We start from the raw sequence: 21,577 nt of genomic DNA, 5'->3' as shown, positions 1-21,577 counted from the left end.
TATGCAAAACAAAATTAATTTTCCATTTACTGCTATTGTCGGTCAAGATGATTTTAAATTATGCTTGCTGCTGAATCTAATAGATCCAACTATTGGAGGAGTTTTAGCTACTGGAGATAAAGGAACTGGAAAAACAACTACAGTTAGAGCATTAAGTCAATTAATGGGGGAAGATTTTCCGTTTGTAAACTTACCTATTGGCGCAACTGAAGACCGTGTATTAGGAAGTGTAAATTTAGAAGCACTTATTAATCAGAAAAAAACTATTGTAGATAAAGGTTTATTAGCAAAATCACATCAAGGATTTTTATATATAGATGAAATCAACTTGTTGAATGACTATTTAATGGATGTGTTATTAGATGCTGCTGCATCTGGAGGATATCATTTAGAAAGAGAAGGAATTTCTGAATGGTTAGACAGCAGATTTTGTTTAGTTGGTACTATGAATCCTGAAGAAGGAGAACTACGTCCACAACTAAAAGATAGATTCGGATTAAGTGTTGCTATTTCAACACCAAAAGATATTACGCTTCGAAAAAAAATAGCATTACAACGTTTAAATTTTGATACGAATACTACTGAGTTTTATAAAAGACTAAAAGAAGAAGAATCAGCATTAAAAGCAGAAGTTCTTTCAGCAAAAAATAAATTAGTAGATGTAGTATTATCAGAAAAAGTACAAAATGAAGCTGCTAAATTAACTGTTGAAGCCAATGTAGAAGGATTAAGAGCAGATATACTTTTGTTAAAAACTACTAGAGCTTATGCCGCTTTATTAGGAGAAAGCGAAACTACAGAAGCAATGTTATATAAAATAGCACCTTTTGTTTTAGCACATAGGAGTAGTGATTTTACTCCGCCAAAGGAAAAAGAGAATTCAACTGAGCAAAATTCAAAAGAAGAAGAGAAGAAAGAAAATACAGAACCTCAACAAGGATCAAATTCGTTTCAACTTCCAGAACAGATTAAAAACGGATTGCAATTTTCTATTCCTCAAGCCTCAAAAAAAAAAGTAGTAGCACTACCAACAAATAATGAACTCATAAAGAGTCCATATATAGCTAAAGAAGCAGATCGTATAGCTTTAGTAAAAACAATTAAAAATTATATTGTAACACAGAAGTTTACTAAGATATATCAACAAATTACTGAAAAAGCATCAGCTAAAATTGTTTTTTTATTAGACACCAGTGCTTCTATGGCAGTTGATAAGCAATTAGGGTATATTAAAGGAATTGTTCAAAAAACAATAGTTTCTTATCCAGCAAAAAAGATAGAATATGCTATTGTAGTTTTAGAAAATTCATCAGCAAAAATTTTACAATATTTTACTACAGATAGTAAGCGAATACATGAAGTCAGTTATCAATTAAGAGCAGGAGGGAAAACAAACTTAGGAAGTGCTTTTTCAAAAGTATTTGAGTTGTTGAAATCAATAAATATTAAAACCGTACAACTATTTGTGTTAACAGATGGAAAGATTAATGCAGGACACGAAAATCCATTTGATTTTGCGGTGAAAAATTACAAAATGTATTTGTCTAAATTATCAAATACCACCATCGTAGATACAGAAAATGGTTTTGTGAAATTAGGTAGAGCAAAACGTTTGGCAGAAGTTTTAAATTTACGATACATACCTTTTTCATCATTATAATTATGGCAAAGGCATTTTTAATAGCAGCTCCTTGGAGCAATTCTGGAAAAACAACGATAACACTTGGTTTAGCTCGTTACTTTAGTAATAAGAACTATAAAGTACAAACTTTTAAATGCGGACCAGATTATATAGATACAATTCATCATTCCAGAGCAGCTAAAAGACCAAGTATCAACTTAGATAGTGTATTGATGTCAGATACACACATTCAAGAAGTATTCACTAAATATACTAATGAAGCTGATATTTCTATTGTAGAAGGTGTAATGGGATTATTTGATGGAGCAGTTAAAGATCAAGGAAGTTCAGCTGAATTGGCAAAGAAACTTAATATTCCAGTTGTTTTAGTAGTGAATGCTAAAGCAATGGCATATACCATTGCTCCTATTTTATATGGATTAAAAACGTTTGATCCTGAAGTTAAAATAGCAGGAGTTTTGTTCAATTTTGTGAAAACAGAATCACATTATGCGTTTTTAAAAGAAGCTTGCGAAACCGTCGGAATACCTTCTTTAGGATATATTCCTCCAAACGACGATATTAAAATTCCTTCGAGACATTTAGGTTTACATATTGAAGATAAATTCGAAGAGTTAATAGAAAACGCAGCAAGTCATATTGGTACACATGCTAATATAAAAGAACTTTTAAATGTTGCAACTTCGATTAAAAACACAGAAATAGATGATGTTACCAAGGAGATTCATCTCCTTGCAAAAAAAGAAACAGCTATTACCAGTGTGATTAATCCCATTGGCTTTCACAAGAAAATAAAAACTAAATTAAAAATAGCTGTAGCTAAAGATGAAGCCTTCACGTTTACTTATGTTGAAAACTTAGCCTACTTAAAGCAGTTAGGCGATGTAACGTTTTTTAGTCCAATCCACGATACAAAGTTACCTGATGCTGATATTATTTATTTAGCAGGAGGGTATCCAGAATTATATTTAGAACAGTTAAGTTCGAATGCTGAAATGAAAACAGCTATTAAAAACGCAGCTGAAGATGGAATTAAGATTCTAGCAGAATGTGGAGGAATGATGTACTTAGGAAATCAAATTATTAATGCTGATGGAATTGCTTTTAACATGGCGGGAGTTTTTAATTTTAGTACAACGATGGAGCAAAAGAAATTACATTTAGGATATAGAAAAGTTGTTTTCGAAGACGAAACGATTTGGGGACATGAATTTCATTATTCCTCGATGATTCATGATCAATACGATTCTATAGCAAAAGTTTATACAGCAAGAGAAAAAGAAATAGCAACTAAAGTATTTTCATACAAAAATGTAATGGCAAGTTACATCCATTTGTACTGGGGAGCAGGAAACTTTAATTGGTTGACTAGACTCAATGGGATTAATCCCATTGGAAAACCCCTTGATAAAGAATATTACTTTGTAACCTTTGCGACAGCAAAATCTCGAATTTCAGATAGAATGGTAAAATATAATACCTCTAGTTTTATAAGAAATTTAGATGCTTTAATTTTTGAAGAAGATGATTTAGAAAAAATGATGAGTTTATTCAAAAAAGCGTTTAAAAGATATGATATAGATGTAGTTTGTTTTAATGTTTTACCTGACCATATTCATATTTTACTGAAGGTAGAAAACAAAGAAGAGTTGACAACTCAGATAAAAAATATAAAAGGATATACTTCGTATAAATTCCAGCGATTTAAAGAATGGGAAAAAGGAAAACAGAAAGTTTGGGTACAGAAATTTCATAGAAAGAAAATATCTGCAACGGATGGTTCAATAGAAAGAGTCACGAATTATATCAAAAATAATCATTACAAACACGAAGCGCGTTGGGGTAAGGAAATGAGAGAATTCATTGAGTCACTTCACACTCAAGGTAACCAAGGGGATTAATCCCCTTGGGAAAATAAGAAAGAAAATTTTACCCTATTAAGTAATCAAATTAGAAAATTATGCATTTAATAGCAACAATACCTGGAGGTTGGAATCCAGATGATGATGGAGTTTTTTATATTGAACAAAAACCAGGTGATATTGTTTTTTTAAGTGCAGGCGATACCGAAATACACACGGTAAATGAATCTTATAGAACACTTTATACTCAAGAAAGTGATACACTGCCAAGTTTACGCATGACCAATTTGGTATATCTAAAACAAGAATTGACGATAGATAATTATGTAGAAGATGTTTTAGAAAAAGCAAAAGTTATTGTTTGTAGTCTTTTAGGCGGAATAAGCTATTATAAATATTTAGTTGAATCGTTAGTTGAATTGCAAGAAGAAACCAATTGTGTGTTGCTTTTTATTCCCGCTCATGAACCCGATTACGAATTGATGAAGTTGTCTTCTGTGCCATTACAAACGGTTCATCATTGCAGACAATATTTGCAACAAGGAGGAAAAGCAAATGCGATTAACTTTTTGAATTATATCCGTAAGAATTTTTTCAATCAAACTGTTGAGGTAGTTTCAGCAGAACAAATAGATGATTTGTTTCTATATACATTTGAAAACGGAATTGTTACACAAGAAGAATTAGATTCAAGTTTAGATCATAATCAATCAACAACAATTTTATTAGCATATAGAACGCATTTCTTAGCAAATAACTTAGAACCTTTAGAAGTTTTAAGTCGATCTTTATTAGATCAAGGCATACAGCCTGTTGTAGCTTTTGCAAATAATTTGAGAGATCCTGATACGTTGGTGAATCTTGAAAAACTAATGACAAATTCAGGCACTAGAAAAATAGCAGCCATAATTAATACAACAGGATTTACAATTAAATCTTCTGATACTACAGATTTTATTTTTGATAGATTAGGAATTCCTGTTTTACAAGCTATTTTTTCAACAACAAATAAAACAGTTTGGGAAGAAGGTATGTTTGGTCTTCCGCCTACAGATATTGCTATGAATGTAGCTTTACCAGAAATTGATGGAAGAATTATAGGTAGAGCAGTATCTTTTAAAAAAGAAGTTCAAAAAGACGAACTTACCGATAGTACAATTGTAAAATATGAAGCTCACGAACCAGCTTGTGAATTCATGGCAAGATTGGCAAAAAACTGGATTAGATTACAGGAAAAGAAAAATGAAGAAAAACGCGTAGCTGTTATTTTACCTAACTATCCCAATAAAGATAGTCGACTGGCTAATGGAGTAGGATTAGATACGCCAGCAAGTTGTACCGTTTTATTAAACGCATTACAAGAAGCAAATTATAATTTAGGAGAACAATTACCGCAATCTGGAACAGAATTAATGCATTGGATTACACAAGTTACAACCAATGATATTAGTACAACGCAAACTCGTCCTCATGCGATATTATATAGTTTATATGATTTTAAAAAACGATTTGATACTATTTCAAAAACGTTACAAGAAAAGATAATTGAACAATGGGGAACTCCAGATAATGATCCTTATTTCACAGAAGAAGGTTTTATCGTTTCTGGATTTTTATTAGGAAATGTTTTTGTGAGTATTCAACCTTCCAGAGGTTATAATCAAGATCCACAAGCAATTTATCACTCTCCAGATTTAGCGCCAACATATCAATATTTGGCCTATTATTTCTGGTTACAAGATACATATCAAGCAGATGCTGTAATTCATTTAGGAAAACACGGAAACTTAGAATGGTTACCAGGAAAAAGTGTGTCTTTAGATCCAGAAACTTGTTTTCCCGCGATGTTGTTCGATGCGTTACCACATTTTTATCCGTTTATCATCAACGATCCAGGAGAAGGAACACAAGCAAAACGAAGAAATCAAGCGGTAATTATAGATCATTTAATTCCACCGATGACTCGAGCGGAGAGTTATGGAAGTTTAATGAAACTAGAGCATTTAGTTGATGAATATTATGAAGCTTCAAATTTAGATCCGAAACGATCAAAAGCTTTAGAGTGTGAAATTGCCAATTTGGTTAAAGAAACAAAACTGAACGTTGATTTAGGAATTATTTCGGATGATGTAGATGAACTTTTGGTAAAATTAGATGGATATCTATGTGAACTTAAAGAAGCACAAATTCGAGATGGCTTGCATATTTTCGGAAAAGCTCCTGTAGATGAACAATTAATCGATTTATTAATTGCTTTACACAGAATGCCAACTTATGAGCAAAAAGGAATTACACAAGTTTTAGCCGAAGATCTTGGAATTGAACAAAATATTTTAGCATTAGATTATGCTGAAAAGTTAGAAATAAAGATTGGAGAAAAAGATTGTAAAACTGTAGGTCAAGTTGTTGAGCAATTAGAATCTATAGCAAAACAACAATTGATACAATTTTTAGATGAAAACTTTTTATCTGAAGCTTATCCAAAACTAAATGAAGTTTTAGCACTGATAAAACATAAAACCTTAGTTGCTGTACACAACACAACTGAAGAAATTACAAATTTATTAGAAGGATTGAACGGAGCATACGTTCCTTCTGGTCCGTCTGGAGCTCCAACAAGAGGACGTGTAGATTTATTACCAACAGGTCGTAATTTTTATTCAGTTGATGTTCGAACAATTCCTACCGAAACTGCTTTTCGTTTAGGAGAAAAGAGTGCAAAACTAATTATAGATCGTTACATCCAAGAACATGGAGATTATCCAGAAACTATTGGGATTTCTGTTTGGGGAACCTCAACAATGCGAACAGGAGGGGATGATATTGCTCAAGCATTTGCCTTAATGGGAGTAAAACCAATTTGGAAAAATGCCAATAGAAGAGTAAGCGATTTTGAAGTAATTCCATTACTGAAATTACAACGACCAAGAGTAGATGTTACGTTACGTATTTCTGGTTTTTTTAGAGATGCTTTTCCAGATGTAATTAATTTATTCAATACTGCTATAGCTAGAGTTGCTGGGTTAGATGAATCTTTAGGGGAAAATCCGATTCGTAAACGATTTTTAGAAGAAACAAAAGATTGGAAAGCTAAAGGTTTACCTCAAGAAGAAGCTAAACAACGTGCTTTATACAGAGTTTTCGGATCTAAACCAGGTGCGTATGGCGCAGGTTTACAAGCTGTAATTGATGAGAAAAATTGGGAAACACAAGAAGATTTAGCCAAAGTATATATCAATTGGAGTGGTTATGCTTATGGAAGTTCTAAAAAAGGTGTTTCTGCACACGAATCATTTACAAACAGATTGCAAGCGATGCAAATTGTAATGCATAATCAGGATAATAGAGAACACGATATTTTAGATAGTGATGATTATTATCAATTCCAAGGTGGATTAGCAAATGCTGTTGCTTCTGTAAAAGGAAGTGAAGCTGAAGTATATTTTGGAGATCATTCTCGACCAGAAACCCCAAAAGTAAAAACCTTAAAAGAAGAGTTGTTAAAAGTATATCGATCAAGAGTGATAAATCCAAAATGGATTGCAGGTGTACAGCGTCATGGATATAAAGGAGCTTTTGAAATGGCGGCAACATTAGATTATTTATTTGCTTACGATGCTACTACAAACTTGATTGATGATTTTATGTATGAAGGTATCACAGAAAGTTATTTATTAGACGAGAAAAATAAAGCTTTCATAAAAGACAACAATCCGTGGGCTTTAAAAGACATGAGTGAACGTTTATTAGAAGCAATTCAGCGTGGTATGTGGCAAGAACCTTCAGATGAAATTAAACAACAATTAGAAGATTTATATCTCGAAGGAGAAGGGATTGTGGAGTAGATTTTTATAGTTTCTATTAGTTTTTTTCTACTTAAAAAGTATATATTAGAGTAAAAATTGTTTTGAATGAAAAAAGTACTATTACTGTTATGTTACTTGCCTTTTATTGTATTTTCTCAATTAGATAAACAGAGTCAAGAACTTAATGAAAAATTAGATAACCTTTTAAAATTAGTTGAAGAAGGGGATATAAAAGCAATATCTGATGTATCTAATTTTTTAGACAATAAACGGTCATTTACAAGAAAAAGAGGACAAAATACAAATACTACTAATCTTAGAGAAGTAGCGCTATCAATTTTATATTATTATACAGATTTTAAAGGTTTATCTGTAAATGATTCTTTAACTTCCACAAAATTCAAAAAATTTCTTTACAAGAATAATTCTAAAATTAAATATTCAGGTTTCTTAAGTAAGTTTACTAATGTACCAATTAGTGAAAGAAATGTAGAATATCGCTTGAGAAGTTTTGATGAAGAAAAAGATGAGTTACCTTCTTTAAAGACTATTAAGTCAGATATACTTAAACTTGTTGACCAAGGAAGATATTATTCTATAATTGAGAAAATAGAAGAAGCTGCAAAATTAAGAACTAATGAAGCTTTTGAATTTTTAAAAGAATGTGCGGCAGGTAGATATTGGGGGAAAGGAAAAAATGATAGAGAAACACAAATATATTCAGGAATTTGTTATTCTTTAAGACACTTTGAAACTATCGAATCAGCCAAGCTCATTGTAGAAATATTGGGAGACCATAATGTATACAGTATTGATGAGTGTATTATTGCACTTTCTAAGATAACAAATATTGATTTAGTTATAAAAAATCAGAGCTATGAAAATATAGCTAAAGAGTATAAGCAATTATTGGCAAGTTATGCGACTTTAGAAGAACTTATTAAATTTGGATATGAATCAGTTTTTAATGATGAAGATTTTGAATCAGATAATATAGCAGAATTTTATGGAGCAGTTTTATTGAATTCGTCTGATTACTGGTGGATTAATTACCATGCGCTAAGAGATATATTTAATTCAAATGATTCTTTAGCTTTAAGATATGTTGGATCACAATTACACCAAAAAGTTCATATTTATAATGATCATTATGGTCGGTCTGAATTCAATATTAAGAAAATAATGGAGAATAAAACTGGCTTAAAGTTAGAAGTTAAAGATGAAAAAGGAAATTGGACAAGTACATATAATGATCCTACAGCTAAAGTAAATTATCTTGTCTATTGGTACAATAACTACAAAGATTATAAGTGGAATCCAATAAAAGGACAATTTGAAAATATCAAAGATAAAATATTAGAACCAGATCAACTTACTCGTCTATTTAAAAAGTTATATAGTAAAAATGATTCGATAGCTCTACATGCATACAAGCAATTAACAGTACATAATGCGGAAGAAGTTAAAAATAAAATTAATCAATATAATCTTTCAATCTTTAGTGGAATAAATAGAAAATTACCAAGTTTTGCTAAGAAATTTATGTTACAATTAGTAGAGCTAACTGATTATTGTAAAAAAAATAAAATAGTTTTCGAACCTTCTGAAAAGTTAGTTAAAAAAATAAATCAACTAGACCAAACAAAATCATTTAAAGAAAAATATCAATTAGAAAATAAATTAGTTGAATCATTAAAAAATCAAGATATTACTGCTCTTGAATATTATACTTTAATTTATGATAAAGCTAATTCATCTGTTTCTAGAATATTGGATAAATGGTATTCTATAAACTGGAATCAAATAGTAGATAATAAAAAAGAATTAAGGTTTTATCTTAAAAAAGCAGCTTTATTTGATAAGTTAGGAATTATTGGAAATGTTAATAAATATGTTTTTAAATTTATTGATTCAAAACCTTCAACGATTCAAAAAATAAAGGATCTTATTGAGATTGAAGAAGATGAAGATATAAGAGAAAATGCTCTTAAAGCGTTAAATCATCGTACTAATATTTCAGTTAACGAAACAGAAAGTAAAACAATGATTTTATTGTCTGATTTTTTAAATGATATTAGTGAAAAAAGTATTGAATCTGCTCTTTTAGTTAAGCTCTATTCAGAAGAAGATTATAAAAAAATATTTGATGTTTTAGTTAATGCTAATAAAGAAGAAGCAAATAAACTGATCACAATTATTACTCGAAATATTAATGTAAACATGACGCCATACCTTATACAATCGTTAGGTGTTAATACTTTGATAGATAGTGGTGTTATAAGTAGGCATGATATAAATATGAATTACCATAGTATATCTTACCAAGTTTTAGTTTCAGATAAAATGGTAGCTTGTTTAGAGCATATACATGATCATACTTTTCCTGTACCAAAAGATCCAAAACTTGAAGTGGATTTTGTCTCATCCTCTAGATCATCTAGTAGTTATTTTAGAAATAAACATAAAACAGCTGATAAATGGATTGAATTTTATGAGAATAGCACTACAAATTATCAAAATTGGGGTAGAACTTTTTATTTAAATAAAATTAATAATTTAAAAAGTAAAGATTCAATAAGCATAGAAGATATAAATAAAATACTTGAGTCAGATTACTTTGATAAAAAAGATAAGAATAATATTTTTTCGTCATTTTCTAAGATAAAACCTCAAAATGAAATTTCTTATTTGAAATTAAAAGATGATTCTTTAGGGATTAAAGATCTAGAATACTTTAAAAATATTACTTTCAATCCTAAAGATATAGAGCGTATTGTGTCCATGTTTGATGGAATTCCACCAAAACAAATTATAAATTTTATTAAAAATTCATCTGAAAGTTTTACCCTTATTGAAAAAGGAAAAATGTATTCTGGTTTAATGTGGAATACTAAATTTAAAGATTGGATTAAAACAAAAAAAATTAATGATGAGTATAAAAATGAAATAATTAAAGCTCTTAAAGCTTATCAAAACATATTGAAAAAAGATAGTTTTAATTATCCTTATGTGAATAAATTTATAGGAATACTTGAATCAAAGGATAAATCGGTTGAAGAGATTTTAAAACAGATAGTTTTATTAAAGTCAGAAGGAGAAGAATTAACTAAAACAATACTTAAAGATGCTAATTATAAGGATCTAGGAGTTATATTAAAATTCTACGAGAAATTACCCATTACAGATGATGAAAAGATCGAGTACTTATCTCGGGACTTTGGTTTTTGTCTATTAGGTGATTATGATATTAAAATTATTAATGATTTCAAGAGTAACTATGAAACTATGAGTGAACTTCAACTTTATGAATTTTATCTTGATGAAATTGAGATTCCTTACAAGAAAAATGGAAAGTTGAATTTTAAAAATATATACGATATTCTAAATTTTGATATTGTAGATGGTTTTACAGGAGGAAAAGATTATAAGCGACAAATACATGTTTATTCTATTATAAAGCTATTGGAACTACATTTTAATACCCATTTTGGTGAGGAGAAGAAGTTTAATGATAGTCTACATAATTTTATTTATGGCGTGTCTAATAAAGCTAATTCATGGATGGAGTTTTTAAGAGATAAAGGATATGTTAATATTCCTAAATATAACGTACCATCTATTTCAACTATGGATAGATAAAAGTATAAAAGATTTAATTTGCACATATGACCATAGAAGAATTAAAAAAAGTTTTAAGAGAGGGATCAGATAAAGATAAACATAAAGTAATTTCTAACGTTAAAAAAGAGTTACTGAATCAAGAAATTTTTAATGTTCTAATTGAACTTTTGGAAGATAGTAAATATCTTAATCGCTTTTTTGCTATTTATCATTTGATAGATAAATTTTCAGACTTTCTTAAAAATTCCAATGAATCCATTGTTAATAATGTTTTTAATTTACTATTTGATGATTTTTATCCAGTAGTTGATAGGGCAAATTGGGCTCTGAGTATTATTGGAGATAAAGCGTTAGATAAATTAACAAAGGAATATTATATAGCAACAGATGAAAATAAAACTCGAATTATAATTGCAGTTGGTAGAGGAAATTTTAGCCATCGTTCCAAAGATAGATTACATATTTTATTGGATGGAATTAAATCTGAAAATAAACAATTAAGATTTAATTCAATGAGAGAAATTATTGCTAATACTCAACAAAAATCAATAAATGAATGGGATTCAATTAGCGATACATCTATTGATTTAGATGAAATTCATATGAAAATTTTACTAATAGCCAAGGAATTTACAAATTCAGAAGATGACTATGTTAAGAATTTCTCTAGCGAATATTTGAGTAGAGTAGGAAATTAAATAGGGAATTCATATTAATTTTCTATTTATTAAATTCCCAAAATCTTTTTAATTGTATTTCCAAAACCACCTTTCTTTTCTCCAGGTTTTTCATCTTCTTCAAATAAAATACCTTTAACATTTAAATGATGTCCCATTTGTTCCTGACCTAAATATTCTTCAAAACCAACAACTTGTTTTCGGTATTTACACATCTGGCAATTCATATTAGCAATACCATTTTTAGCTTCATTTAAACGTTCATCAAAAGCTTTTAGAATTAATTCATCAGTCCCAAAAGGATCTGTGTATATGTATTCATGTTCAGATTTTTCATCCATAGCAGAAACTGCTCCATAAATACGTTCTAATAATACACCAGTAAAGAAGAAAAACGGAATTACGATTGTACGTTTAAATCCTAATTTATTTACTAATTCTAAACTCTCTTTTATATTTGGATAAGCAGTTCCACTGTAACCAACAGTAGCAAAACCAAAACCAAAACCTTCCCAAAGCATATTCATTAATTTGGCAACATCACTATTTGCATCAGGATCTGTTGTACCTCTACCGACCACAATTAAACAAGTATCTTTTCTGTCTACAGGAGAAAGTTTTGCTTCAGTTTCTTTGATACGTTTTACTGATAAATCCAATAAAAAAGAACTCACACCAATGTGTTTAGCCATAGAAATGGTTAAGTCATCATGGTAAGTTTGTAACGTATTTAATTCAAAAGGGATATCATTTTTAGCATGTGATCCCGCGAATAAAATTACAGGTAAAGCATATATTTTACGAACTCCGTTTAAATACATACGCTCTACAGCAGCTTCATAAGTCGGATGGTTAAATTCTAAAAAACCATAATCAACTTCATATTTATCTTCGTAACGTTCCCTTAAAACGGTAACTAATCTTTTAAACGATGTAACGGCAGCCGCTCGTCTAGAACCATGTCCGCATAATAAAATTCCTTCTTTCATTGGTCTTGTTTTAATAGATTGGAGTAGCTCCAATAATAAAAACTACAGGCATAGGAATAGAACTTTCGGCTATCTTAGTTTCTATATTACCTAAAGTACCTGTAATAATTTGTTGATTTTCTCTTGATACGTTTGAAATAGCGTTTACAGGGATCGTTTCATCTTTACAAACTTCTAAAAGTTTAGGAATGATTCGATGTAAACTTTTTAATCCCATGTAAATAGAAATCGTATTTCCTGCTTTAAGCATATGCGCAATTCCATTGAGTTGTTCAAAAGAATAATCGGCAGTATGAGCAGTACAAATAAGCATTGCATTTGAATGATTTCGTTCTGTAATAGGAATATTTAATCTATTCGCAGCTGCAATTGAAGCAGTAATTCCAGGAACTACTTCAAAAGGTAATTCATGTTGTACTAAATACCGAGCTTCTTCAGCAGCTCTACCATAAATATAAGGGTCGCCAGATTTTAAACGTACTACTTTTTTACCTTCTAAATAATGTTCGTGTAATAATTGATTAATACGATCTTGTCTACTAATTTGATCTGATTTATCTCCAAATTTTCGACCTACATATATTTTTTCAGCAGCAGTATTTAAAGCTAAAATTTCTGTAGAAACTAAGTTGTCGTGTAAAATAACATCAGCATCTGTAATTAGTTTATGAGCTTTAACAGTAAGTAATTCTGGATCTCCTGGACCGGCACCTATAATATTAATCTTCTGCATTTATGAAACAAGAATTAAAGGGTCTGGATATTTATAGTTATACTTTAGTAATGTTTTACTTTTTGTGTTTGATATTTTTTTAAATTCAATACTATCAGATGCTTTAAATTCAGGAGGAATTAATCCTTCTTTTTCAGCAGCCAAAGTATAAAAAGTTTCTCGTAACGGATGTTCATCAGCACAACCATTAATTACAGTTCCCCAAGCATTTTCAGAAATAATAGCATAAATTAATCCGATACAATCGTCTTGATGAATTACATTAATTGGAGCTTTACCATTTGAAACTTCTTTTTTCTTTGCTAAAAAACGTCCTGGAACTCTATCATAACCAATGAGTCCAGCTAAACGAAGAATAGTAAGATTATTTTTTAGATGCGCTTGTAAAAGTTGTTCAACAGCTAAAACGGCTTTTCCTGATTCTTTTTCAGGTTTGTTTTCTATGGTTTCTATAACCCAATCGTTTGTATTTTGATATACAGAAGTAGAACTAACAAAAATTACTTTTTGCTCTGGTTTTATATATGGTAATACTTCTTTGATTTGTTCTTGATATACATTGAAAATATTAGGAATACGCTTAGGAGGAAAATTGATGATAATTACTTCACTGTCTGAAAAGAAATCATTCATCAAAGTTTTATCATACGATTCACCTAATTTAAACACGAAAGGAATAATATTACGCTCTTTAAGTGTTTTTTCCTTTGTTTGCGATGTTGTAGAACCTTTTACGGTATAACCTTTATCGATTAAAAATTCTGCTAGAGGCAAACCAAGCCATCCACATCCTAATATGCTAATTTGTTTATTGTTCAACAGGTAAAACTATTTTAGGGTTTTTACTATCCATACTTAGGTAAATACTAAGAATATATTCCCAAAGTGTACTATTATTTTTTGGAATGTCCAATGATACTAAAAATTTTCCTTTCCTATTCTTTAAACGAATATGAGCTATGTGATTAGTATCTTCTTGCTTCCAAATAACTTCTGCAACACCAACTTTTCTATCTTTAATTTCTTGAGCAACATCATTTTCCATGGCTTTAGTAATCGGACCAATAGCTAATTTTAAATTCGTTTCTGGTCCTTCTACAATAATATCAAAATCATCAGTATAAGTAACTTGATGCGATTGTGTAATTACTTGCTGATTTCCATTCGGAAAATTTACTTGTACGTTAGATGAGGTTTCAAAAAGTTTTTTGAACAAAGGATATAGAAATTGATCTGATGCAGGAGAACGAGCAACTAATGCATTTCCGTAATCTTTATCTTCTTTCTCATTAAAAACAATTGGTTTTACAGTTCTTTCATTGTCTGAATTCATTGCTTCATCTCCATCCTTATACAAAAGATAAGAATCAATAGGTTGATCTTCATTGATATGCGTATCGATAATTTCAACAGCTTTTTCTGGAGTTACGTTTTTATACCAGTAATTTCCAGGTTGAACAATCCAAGTAGGAGCATCTTCACAACGACCATTACAACGCGTTCTTATGGAATGTGTAGAGTCCCAAAGTCCTTCATTTCTTAAATGTGCTCTTGCTTCTCGAACAGCCATTTCGCTTTTTGCTTTTTTACACGAACCACCGTCACAGAATAAGAAAGTAGTTGTAGCTTTTGATACATCTTTTCCCATACCTTATTCAATTTTTTGATTTTGATAATATGAGAATGTTTTATGTTTAGTGTAATTATCAATCATTAGATTTTTAGATGACAAAAACACGCTGCGCAATACTAATCTTTTCATTATTTAAAAAAGAGTTTTAGGCAGGTAATTTGTAGAAAATGCTACTTAAAATGTAGTTGTTAATTTTCCAACTCTTTACCCGAGAGTTATTAATTATTTAATGAATTTTGGCAGGTCTCCTGACTTAGTTCTAAAAATATCGCCTTCCCACTTAATCGTTAAGCAGTGGCACATTGATGTTTTTTAAAACGAACTTTACAGTTGCGGGAACAGTTTTGGATTTACACCAAATTCCCTTTTAATTTTTATTCACATAAAAAACCAAAATGCATTGTAAAAATAGGGCTTTTTATTTTAGTGAAGTGTTAATGAAATGTAAGCGTTCACTAACAGTTGTTTTTGGAATTTCAAGAATGGTAAAACCTAAATCATTATATGTGTTTAATAATAAGTTTTGTAGCTGTTTAGCTTCTTCAAAAGACTGTAATCGTTGTTCGTCTTGCGTGTAGATTTCTTTCCAAAGTGGACAAAAAAAGACGGTTTTATGATAAAATTTTTGATAATCGAAATCTAAAAATTCATCAGAAACAGGTTGTTTTTTTAATTGTAAATACGCAATATTATCTGCCAAGCCTCTATCTACAAAAGCATGTTGATGAATAGGTGTATGTAATTCTTTAATAGTTTGCTGGTGAACAAGTTTTGTGAAACCAGAAACATCTTCCCAAGGTGTTTTATTACTGTTTTTTTGTTGTTCAGAAATTATAATTCTTCGAGATACTTCTTCAAAAACTGTATGTCCGTTTTCTTGTAATGAATTAATAAGTGTAGTTTTCCCAGTACTTGGAGCTCCTGTTATAATGTATCTTTTCATATATCAACAACAAAAGTAGTAAAGCAATCCACATACTACAATAAAGAAAAATGTAGTAGCATGATTTATTCTTGCTACTGTTGAAAATTCATGATCTTCAATTTTACGATCATGTATTCCTATAAATGGTTTGTCTATAAGTTTACCGTGATAATAATTCGGACCTCCAAATCTACATTTTATGATATACGCTAAAGCAGCTTCTGGATATCCTGCATTTGGACTCGTATGTTTTTTTCCTTCTTTAAAAACATTGAAAAGATGTTTTATTTTTCCTGAAATAAGTAGCATAATCACAGCCGTTATTCTTGAAGGAATATAATTAAAGACATCATCTAGTTTCGCAGCAAATTTTCCAAAATAAAAATAACGTTCGTTTTTGTAGCCAATCATAGAATCTAACGTGTTTACCATTTTATATAACATAGCACCAGGAACTCCTAGTATTGCATAAAAAAATAATGGAGCAATTACACCATCACTTAAATTTTCTGATAAAGTTTCAAAAACAGCTGTTTTAATTTGTTGTTCATTCAGTTGAGAAGTATCTCTACCTACAATCCACGATAATCTTTTTCTTCCTTGTATAATTCCTTTAGTTAATTCATCAAATACAGCTTTACCTTCTTCAATCAAACTTTTATTGGCAATGGCATAGAATAAAAATATACTTTGAACTATTACATATACAATGGGATACGGTTTTAATAGAAATTGTATGAGGTAGAATGAAAGAAATGTACCAGAAGTAAGTATTAAAGTCAACAACATACCTTTTGAAAATCGAGACTTACCTTGATTCAATTTTCGTTCTCCTAATGCAATTAAATTTCCAAATAAACGGATGGGATGTGGTAACCATCTAGGATCACCTAAAATTAAATCTAATATATAAGCAATACCTAAAGGAAGTAAAAATATTAATTGTTCCATGAGCGTAAAGCTTTAATTAATAAGGCGTTTTTTTCTGGAGTTTGACTAGCAATTCTGATATAATGTTCGTCTAAAGTTCTGAAATTTGAAGCATTTCGTATTAATAGTTGGTGAGAATTGACTAGGTATGATTTTAATTCTGAGGCTTTTGGTTGTGATAAGCGAACTAAAAAATAACTTGTATTTGTAGGAATTACTTCAAAGCCATCTAATTTATTTATCTCATTTTGTAAAGCTATTGCATCAGAAAAATAAGATTCAAAATCAGGTAGAATTTTGTTATAATTTTTAAAAATGAATTCACCAGCTTGTAAAGCAAGACTATTTACATTCCAAGGCATTTTATGTTGTAAAAGTTTGTTAATAATAGGAGAGGAGCTAAGTATATAACCTAAACGTAAACCTGGAACACAAAATAGCTTTGTTAACGATTTTACGAGAATAATATTTGGGTGTTTTGATAACAAGTCAATACAAGAAATAGAACTGCTTGTAAATTCTGTATAGGCTTCGTCGATAATAAAATAGGTGTCAGGATATGATTTTGCTACAGTAGCAATTTCTTCACTAGTATTTTCAAAACCATCAGGATTATTAGGGTTACAAATAAAAGCCAGTTTAGTTGTGAATTTATGTTGAAGCACAGATTTACGATCAATAAATTCTAACTGTAAACTATTGGCTTTTCCAGCTTGTTCGTATTCAGAAAAAGAAGGTGTGCAAATAGTAGCGCTACTTCCGTAAAAAGTATTCGTGATTAAATAAAAAGCTTCAGTTGCTCCATTAGTTACTAAGCAATTTTGATTCGAAATATAATGATGTTTACTAAGTAATTGGATGAAATTTTCACTGCTTGGAGCAGGATAGCTTTCTATTAGGTCTAGTTGTTTTTTTAAATATTCTTTAAGCTCGGCATGGGCTCCTAAATTATATACATTAGAACTAAAATTTGCTTTAAAATCAATTCCGTTGAACTTATGTGTATCGTCTCCGTGTCCGTATTCTATCATATCTTAAAAGTTACGAATGCATTTGACGAATGATGTAATCCATGTCTAAATTCGATTCTAAATGAATAGCAAGTTTATCGTAGTTTTCTTCCTTATATTTTTTATAGTCGAAAATTGTTGTGTTTTGCTCAATGGTAAAATCACTTAAAAGATCATCAATTACTACACTATTATCAAAGATTCCATGAATGTAAGTTCCCCAACAATTTTCATCATAATATCCTTCTGAATTACCATTAACAGTATTTAGTTTTTGTTGATGTTCAAAAGAGGTAATTCCCATATGAATTTCGTAACCAGTACAAGTATCAGAATATTCTTTAAACTTAAAATTACATTGTAGTGTTGTTTTTTCTGAAGCCATTATCGTATCAGCAGGAATAATTCCCAAACCAGGTATAGTTTGGATTTCATTTTCAACATGATGTGGATCAGAAATAGAACGACCTAACATTTGAAATCCACCACAGATACCTACAATTTTTTTCTTTTGTTCATATGCATTCAAGATCTCTTGAGCAAGTTCAGCATTTCGTAAAAATTGCATATCAGCAATTGTGTTTTTACTTCCCGGAATAATAATAATATCTGCTTTTTTAAGATCTTCTCGTGTGCGAGTATAAAATAAATGTACTCGTTCATCTTTTTCTAATCTATTAAAATCAGTAAAATTAGAAATAAACGGTAATAGCAGTACAGCAATATTAATTTTTCCAGAAGTGAAAGCTTTATTTTTAGTATCTAAAGCTAGAGAATCTTCTTCTTCGATGTATATATCTTTAGCAAAAGGAATAACACCTAATACAGGAACATTAGTGAGTTCTTCAATCATTTTCTTTCCTTCTTCAAATAAAGAAATATCACCTCTAAATTTATTAATAATGATTCCTTTAATCAGTTTCCTTTCATCATCGTCAAGTAATACAATACTACCATAAACACTAGCAAAAACACCTCCACGATCAATGTCGGCAACTAAATATACATCAGCATTCGCATGTTTAGCCATGCGCATATTTACAATATCTCTGTGTTTTAAATTCAATTCGCTAATACTACCAGCACCTTCTAAAACTATAGGATTAAATTGTTCTTGAAGAGTATTAAAAGCATTTTTAACTTCTTTAAAAAGCTCTTGTTTGTTATTTCCTAAAAAGTAGGAACGAGCAGTTTGATCTCCAATTGGTTTTCCGTGTAAAATGACTTGAGATTTATTTGCTCCAGAAGGTTTTAGTAAAACCGGATTCATTTCTGTAGTACATGAAATTCCCGCAGCTTCCGCTTGAACTGCTTGTGCTCTTCCAATTTCTAATCCGTCTTTAGTCACAAAACTATTTAAAGACATGTTTTGGGCTTTAAATGGGGCAGGAGTAAACCCTTTTTGTTTTAAAATACGACAAATACCAGTTACTAACATGCTTTTACCAACATCTGAACCGGTTCCAACTAGCATTATTGGACGTAATTTTTGAGTCATCTTCATTTGGAATTGAATTGCTAAAATAACAAAGATTATTCATGATATTCTTTTGTTTAGGTTGAGAGTTTAATTCATTATATTTTGCAATCATTGAAGAAAAATTTTCAATTATTGAAATTGAGTTTTCTACGGTTAATTTTTACAACTATTTTTGTAGGGTTTTAAATTGTAGCATTATTTATTGCTATTCATTTTACTCAAAATTTGCATGTGGTTTAATGAAAAAATAAAAAAAGTCTCTCTAAGATTTACGAGAGACTTTCTGATCTTTGTCTAAAGATCCGGGGGAAAGAAAGTTATTCAAATATATACTTTATTTGAGATAAAACTAAAGAGGAAAACACTGTTTTATTCTTTATAAAAAATAGAAAAATCAAAAAAATAAATTAATATGAAGCGTCAAGAGATAGTAGAACAGCCACTATTCTCAAAGAAGTGTGGTCATGCATGCTTAAGTATGATAACGGGAGAAGATATTATAGTTATTGCAAGAAAATTACAGAATTATAATGAACTAAGTTTAGAGAAAGAAATAATGTGGTATCTTAAGGATAAAGGATATAATGTGAAAATGGTAACAAAATTCGAAATGAGTTCAGATGAAATACCTAATAACTCTATAGTTAGGATTGAAGATATCAATGAAAATGGACATTTTGTATTAAAGCAAAATGATGTTTTTAAAGATCCTAATATTGGAATAGTAAAGAGTTATATTTCAAGAAAAAGATTTACCCATTATTTAGAATTAGAACTTTAAAAATAAAAACCACTTGTTAACAAACAAGTGATTTTTTAAATTATGTTGTATTGAAATTACACTATGAGTTTATCTTACTGCGATAGGATAATTTTCACCTCTATTACGAACAGAACCAGAAGTTCTTGGAGCACCACCTCTTGCATGCATAATACCAGCAACATGAGGAGCAGCCATAGAAGTACCACTTAATGTAGCATATCTTCCACCTGGCCAAGTAGATAATACATCTGTACCAGTAGCAATTACATCAATAGGATTCATGTTGTAATTAGAAGTAGCAGCAAATCTTTCATCACAAGACATATTAGCAACAGTATAAATTCTACTACCATTAATACAAGCAGGATCGTAGTTAGCAGCATTAGCTCCACTGTTTCCAGCAGCTATTGCAACATAAGAACCTCCATTTGATAAAGCTAATACAGCACTTCTGTAAGAAGTTCTTGAAGCACAGTTAGAACCAAAGAAACCACCTAAACTTAAGTTTACAATATCACCAGCTAAATCATATCTACCAACATGATTAATTCCAGCTAAAATTGTAGAAGTAGCACTTGATGGTCCACAACCGAAAACTCTTACAGGAACTACAGAAGCTCCAGCAGATACACCAACAACACCAATGTTGTTATTAATTGCAGCAGCTGTTCCAGCTACGTGAGTACCGTGACCATTACAATCGTCTGGAGAACCACCTACAAATGATCTAGCGTAAGTAGAGTTTGTAACTACATTTAAATCTGGGTGATCTAAATCGATACCACTATCTACTACCCAAATCCAAGCATCTTTACCAGCACCGTTTACAAAACCACCAGCTTTAGAGATACCACATGGAGTTTGTTGAGCCATTCTTTGAGATAAATCGTTGTTCTGCACACTCTCGATCTTAAAATCTTGAAGTTCAACAACTCTATCATGCTCAATAAAATCAACATTTGGATCTTTAGCTAATTGTCCATACTCTTGCTGATTTAACTTTACAGACATTGCAGAAATTTTTGTAGTGTAAAAATCTAATACATTAGATTGACTTAAACCATTTTCAGATAAAATAGTTTTCATCTTAGCAATAGATTTTTCAGAGATGTCATCAACAGCTTTACTTTTTAATCCTCTGTCTGTAAATTTAGTTTTAGATAAAAGTTTTGAAGTTGGGGTTACTGAAGTTTCTTTGAAAACAACAATGTACTGACCAGGAATAATGTTTCCTTCGCTAGCGTTAGCTTCAATGTTAGCGTCTATATCGCTATCAGCTGTTGTGTTTTCATTTTGACATGAGGTCATTAATAGTGATGATACTAATAATGCACCTAGGGAAAATTTACTAAAATTTTTCATTTCTAAAAGGTTATTTGAAGGGTTAATTAAATTTTTTTGACAGTTCAAATTTGAGAAATTAGAAGTGAAAAAAAAAAGGTGATCTAGCACAATATGTGGTATTTAAAAGCGAAATGAAAAAAAAGCATCAAAAAATAAAAAAAC

15 protein-coding genes and 1 riboswitch are annotated in these 21,577 nt (G+C 30.2%); of the genes, 6 read left to right on the top strand and 9 right to left on the bottom strand.

From position 1 onward, the window contains the following. Position 1: 1 nt before the first annotated feature. The 5 genes from AQ1685_RS14160 (at position 2) to AQ1685_RS14140 (ending at position 11,629) form a co-directional block, all read left to right on the top strand. Positions 2 to 1,660, top strand: a complete 1,659-nt coding sequence (locus tag AQ1685_RS14160) for an AAA family ATPase (protein WP_095073216.1) — start codon at positions 2 to 4, stop codon at positions 1,658 to 1,660. A 2-nt stretch (positions 1,661 to 1,662) separates the two neighbouring features. Then, on the top strand, positions 1,663 to 3,543 hold the full coding sequence (locus tag AQ1685_RS14155) for a cobyrinate a,c-diamide synthase (protein WP_095073214.1): 1,881 nt from the start codon (positions 1,663 to 1,665) through the stop codon (positions 3,541 to 3,543). A gap of 59 nt (positions 3,544 to 3,602) precedes the next feature. Continuing rightward, a complete protein-coding gene (gene cobN, locus AQ1685_RS14150; protein ID WP_095073212.1) occupies positions 3,603 to 7,349 on the top strand; it encodes a cobaltochelatase subunit CobN in 3,747 nt (1,248 codons plus the stop codon). A 66-nt stretch (positions 7,350 to 7,415) separates the two neighbouring features. Further along, the gene (locus AQ1685_RS14145) at positions 7,416 to 10,949 is read left to right on the top strand and encodes a hypothetical protein (protein WP_157730236.1); all 3,534 of its coding nucleotides are present in this window, start codon (positions 7,416 to 7,418) and stop codon (positions 10,947 to 10,949) included. A gap of 26 nt (positions 10,950 to 10,975) precedes the next feature. Beyond that, positions 10,976 to 11,629: a hypothetical protein gene (locus AQ1685_RS14140; RefSeq protein ID WP_095073208.1), complete on the top strand. Its 654-nt coding sequence runs from the start codon at positions 10,976 to 10,978 to the stop codon at positions 11,627 to 11,629. Positions 11,630 to 11,658: 29 nt separating this feature from the next. Here AQ1685_RS14140 and AQ1685_RS14135 read toward each other — a convergent pair whose 3' ends face one another. The 8 genes from AQ1685_RS14135 to AQ1685_RS14100 all read right to left on the bottom strand — a co-directional run bounded on the left by AQ1685_RS14135 (position 11,659) and on the right by AQ1685_RS14100 (position 19,332). Further along, positions 11,659 to 12,597, bottom strand: a complete 939-nt coding sequence (locus AQ1685_RS14135; RefSeq protein ID WP_095073206.1) for a sirohydrochlorin chelatase — start codon at positions 12,595 to 12,597, stop codon at positions 11,659 to 11,661. A 10-nt stretch (positions 12,598 to 12,607) separates the two neighbouring features. Then, complete coding sequence (gene cobA, locus AQ1685_RS14130; protein ID WP_095073205.1) at positions 12,608 to 13,330, bottom strand: uroporphyrinogen-III C-methyltransferase; 723 nt, start codon at positions 13,328 to 13,330, stop codon at positions 12,608 to 12,610. After that, positions 13,331 to 14,149 (bottom strand): SDR family oxidoreductase, encoded by an 819-nt coding sequence (locus AQ1685_RS14125; protein ID WP_095073203.1) that lies wholly within the window; start codon positions 14,147 to 14,149, stop codon positions 13,331 to 13,333. Further along, a complete protein-coding gene (locus tag AQ1685_RS14120; RefSeq protein WP_095073201.1) occupies positions 14,139 to 14,978 on the bottom strand; it encodes a (2Fe-2S) ferredoxin domain-containing protein in 840 nt (279 codons plus the stop codon). Before AQ1685_RS14120 ends, AQ1685_RS14125 begins: the two co-directional genes overlap by 11 nt. A gap of 206 nt (positions 14,979 to 15,184) precedes the next feature. Continuing rightward, positions 15,185 to 15,373: riboswitch (cobalamin riboswitch) on the bottom strand. Positions 15,374 to 15,381: 8 nt separating this feature from the next. After that, positions 15,382 to 15,906 (bottom strand): AAA family ATPase, encoded by a 525-nt coding sequence (locus tag AQ1685_RS14115; protein WP_095073199.1) that lies wholly within the window; start codon positions 15,904 to 15,906, stop codon positions 15,382 to 15,384. 3 nt (positions 15,907 to 15,909) lie between these two features. After that, the gene (gene cbiB, locus AQ1685_RS14110) at positions 15,910 to 16,839 is read right to left on the bottom strand and encodes an adenosylcobinamide-phosphate synthase CbiB (protein WP_095073198.1); all 930 of its coding nucleotides are present in this window, start codon (positions 16,837 to 16,839) and stop codon (positions 15,910 to 15,912) included. Further along, the gene (locus tag AQ1685_RS14105; RefSeq protein WP_095073196.1) at positions 16,827 to 17,849 is read right to left on the bottom strand and encodes a pyridoxal phosphate-dependent aminotransferase; all 1,023 of its coding nucleotides are present in this window, start codon (positions 17,847 to 17,849) and stop codon (positions 16,827 to 16,829) included. Before AQ1685_RS14105 ends, cbiB begins: the two co-directional genes overlap by 13 nt. A 10-nt stretch (positions 17,850 to 17,859) precedes the next feature. Continuing rightward, positions 17,860 to 19,332 (bottom strand): cobyric acid synthase, encoded by a 1,473-nt coding sequence (locus AQ1685_RS14100; protein ID WP_231970196.1) that lies wholly within the window; start codon positions 19,330 to 19,332, stop codon positions 17,860 to 17,862. Positions 19,333 to 19,720: 388 nt separating this feature from the next. On the opposite strand from AQ1685_RS14100, the gene AQ1685_RS14095 reads away from it, so the two are divergent. Further along, positions 19,721 to 20,089, top strand: a complete 369-nt coding sequence (locus AQ1685_RS14095) for a hypothetical protein (protein WP_095073193.1) — start codon at positions 19,721 to 19,723, stop codon at positions 20,087 to 20,089. A gap of 69 nt (positions 20,090 to 20,158) precedes the next feature. Here the strand turns inward: AQ1685_RS14095 and AQ1685_RS14090 are convergent, their stop codons facing one another. Further along, positions 20,159 to 21,433, bottom strand: coding sequence for a S8 family serine peptidase (locus AQ1685_RS14090; protein ID WP_157730235.1), 1,275 nt, complete (start codon positions 21,431 to 21,433; stop codon positions 20,159 to 20,161). Positions 21,434 to 21,577: the final 144 nt, after the last annotated feature.

Origin of the sequence: Tenacibaculum jejuense, assembly GCF_900198195.1 — a bacterium.
Lineage (GTDB): Bacteria > Bacteroidota > Bacteroidia > Flavobacteriales > Flavobacteriaceae > Polaribacter > Polaribacter jejuensis.
The sequence above is the reverse complement of the archived record's forward strand: the minus strand, read 5'-3'. Positions and strand labels throughout refer to the sequence as shown.

Bases quoted from the DNA above. Each gene is read 5' to 3' on its own strand.
- AQ1685_RS14160 (WP_095073216.1), top strand. From the start codon at position 2: ATGCAAAACAAAATTAATTTTCCATTTACTGCTATTGTCGGTCAAGAT.
- AQ1685_RS14155 (WP_095073214.1), top strand. From the start codon at position 1,663: ATGGCAAAGGCATTTTTAATAGCAGCTCCTTGGAGCAATTCTGGAAAA.
- cobN (WP_095073212.1), top strand. From the start codon at position 3,603: ATGCATTTAATAGCAACAATACCTGGAGGTTGGAATCCAGATGATGAT.
- AQ1685_RS14145 (WP_157730236.1), top strand. From the start codon at position 7,416: ATGAAAAAAGTACTATTACTGTTATGTTACTTGCCTTTTATTGTATTT.
- AQ1685_RS14140 (WP_095073208.1), top strand. From the start codon at position 10,976: ATGACCATAGAAGAATTAAAAAAAGTTTTAAGAGAGGGATCAGATAAA.
- AQ1685_RS14135 (WP_095073206.1), bottom strand. From the start codon at position 12,597: ATGAAAGAAGGAATTTTATTATGCGGACATGGTTCTAGACGAGCGGCT.
- cobA (WP_095073205.1), bottom strand. From the start codon at position 13,330: ATGCAGAAGATTAATATTATAGGTGCCGGTCCAGGAGATCCAGAATTA.
- AQ1685_RS14120 (WP_095073201.1), bottom strand. From the start codon at position 14,978: ATGGGAAAAGATGTATCAAAAGCTACAACTACTTTCTTATTCTGTGAC.
- AQ1685_RS14115 (WP_095073199.1), bottom strand. From the start codon at position 15,906: ATGAAAAGATACATTATAACAGGAGCTCCAAGTACTGGGAAAACTACA.
- cbiB (WP_095073198.1), bottom strand. From the start codon at position 16,839: ATGGAACAATTAATATTTTTACTTCCTTTAGGTATTGCTTATATATTA.
- AQ1685_RS14105 (WP_095073196.1), bottom strand. From the start codon at position 17,849: ATGATAGAATACGGACACGGAGACGATACACATAAGTTCAACGGAATT.
- AQ1685_RS14100 (WP_231970196.1), bottom strand. From the start codon at position 19,332: ATGAAGATGACTCAAAAATTACGTCCAATAATGCTAGTTGGAACCGGT.
- AQ1685_RS14095 (WP_095073193.1), top strand. From the start codon at position 19,721: ATGAAGCGTCAAGAGATAGTAGAACAGCCACTATTCTCAAAGAAGTGT.
- AQ1685_RS14090 (WP_157730235.1), bottom strand. From the start codon at position 21,433: ATGAAAAATTTTAGTAAATTTTCCCTAGGTGCATTATTAGTATCATCA.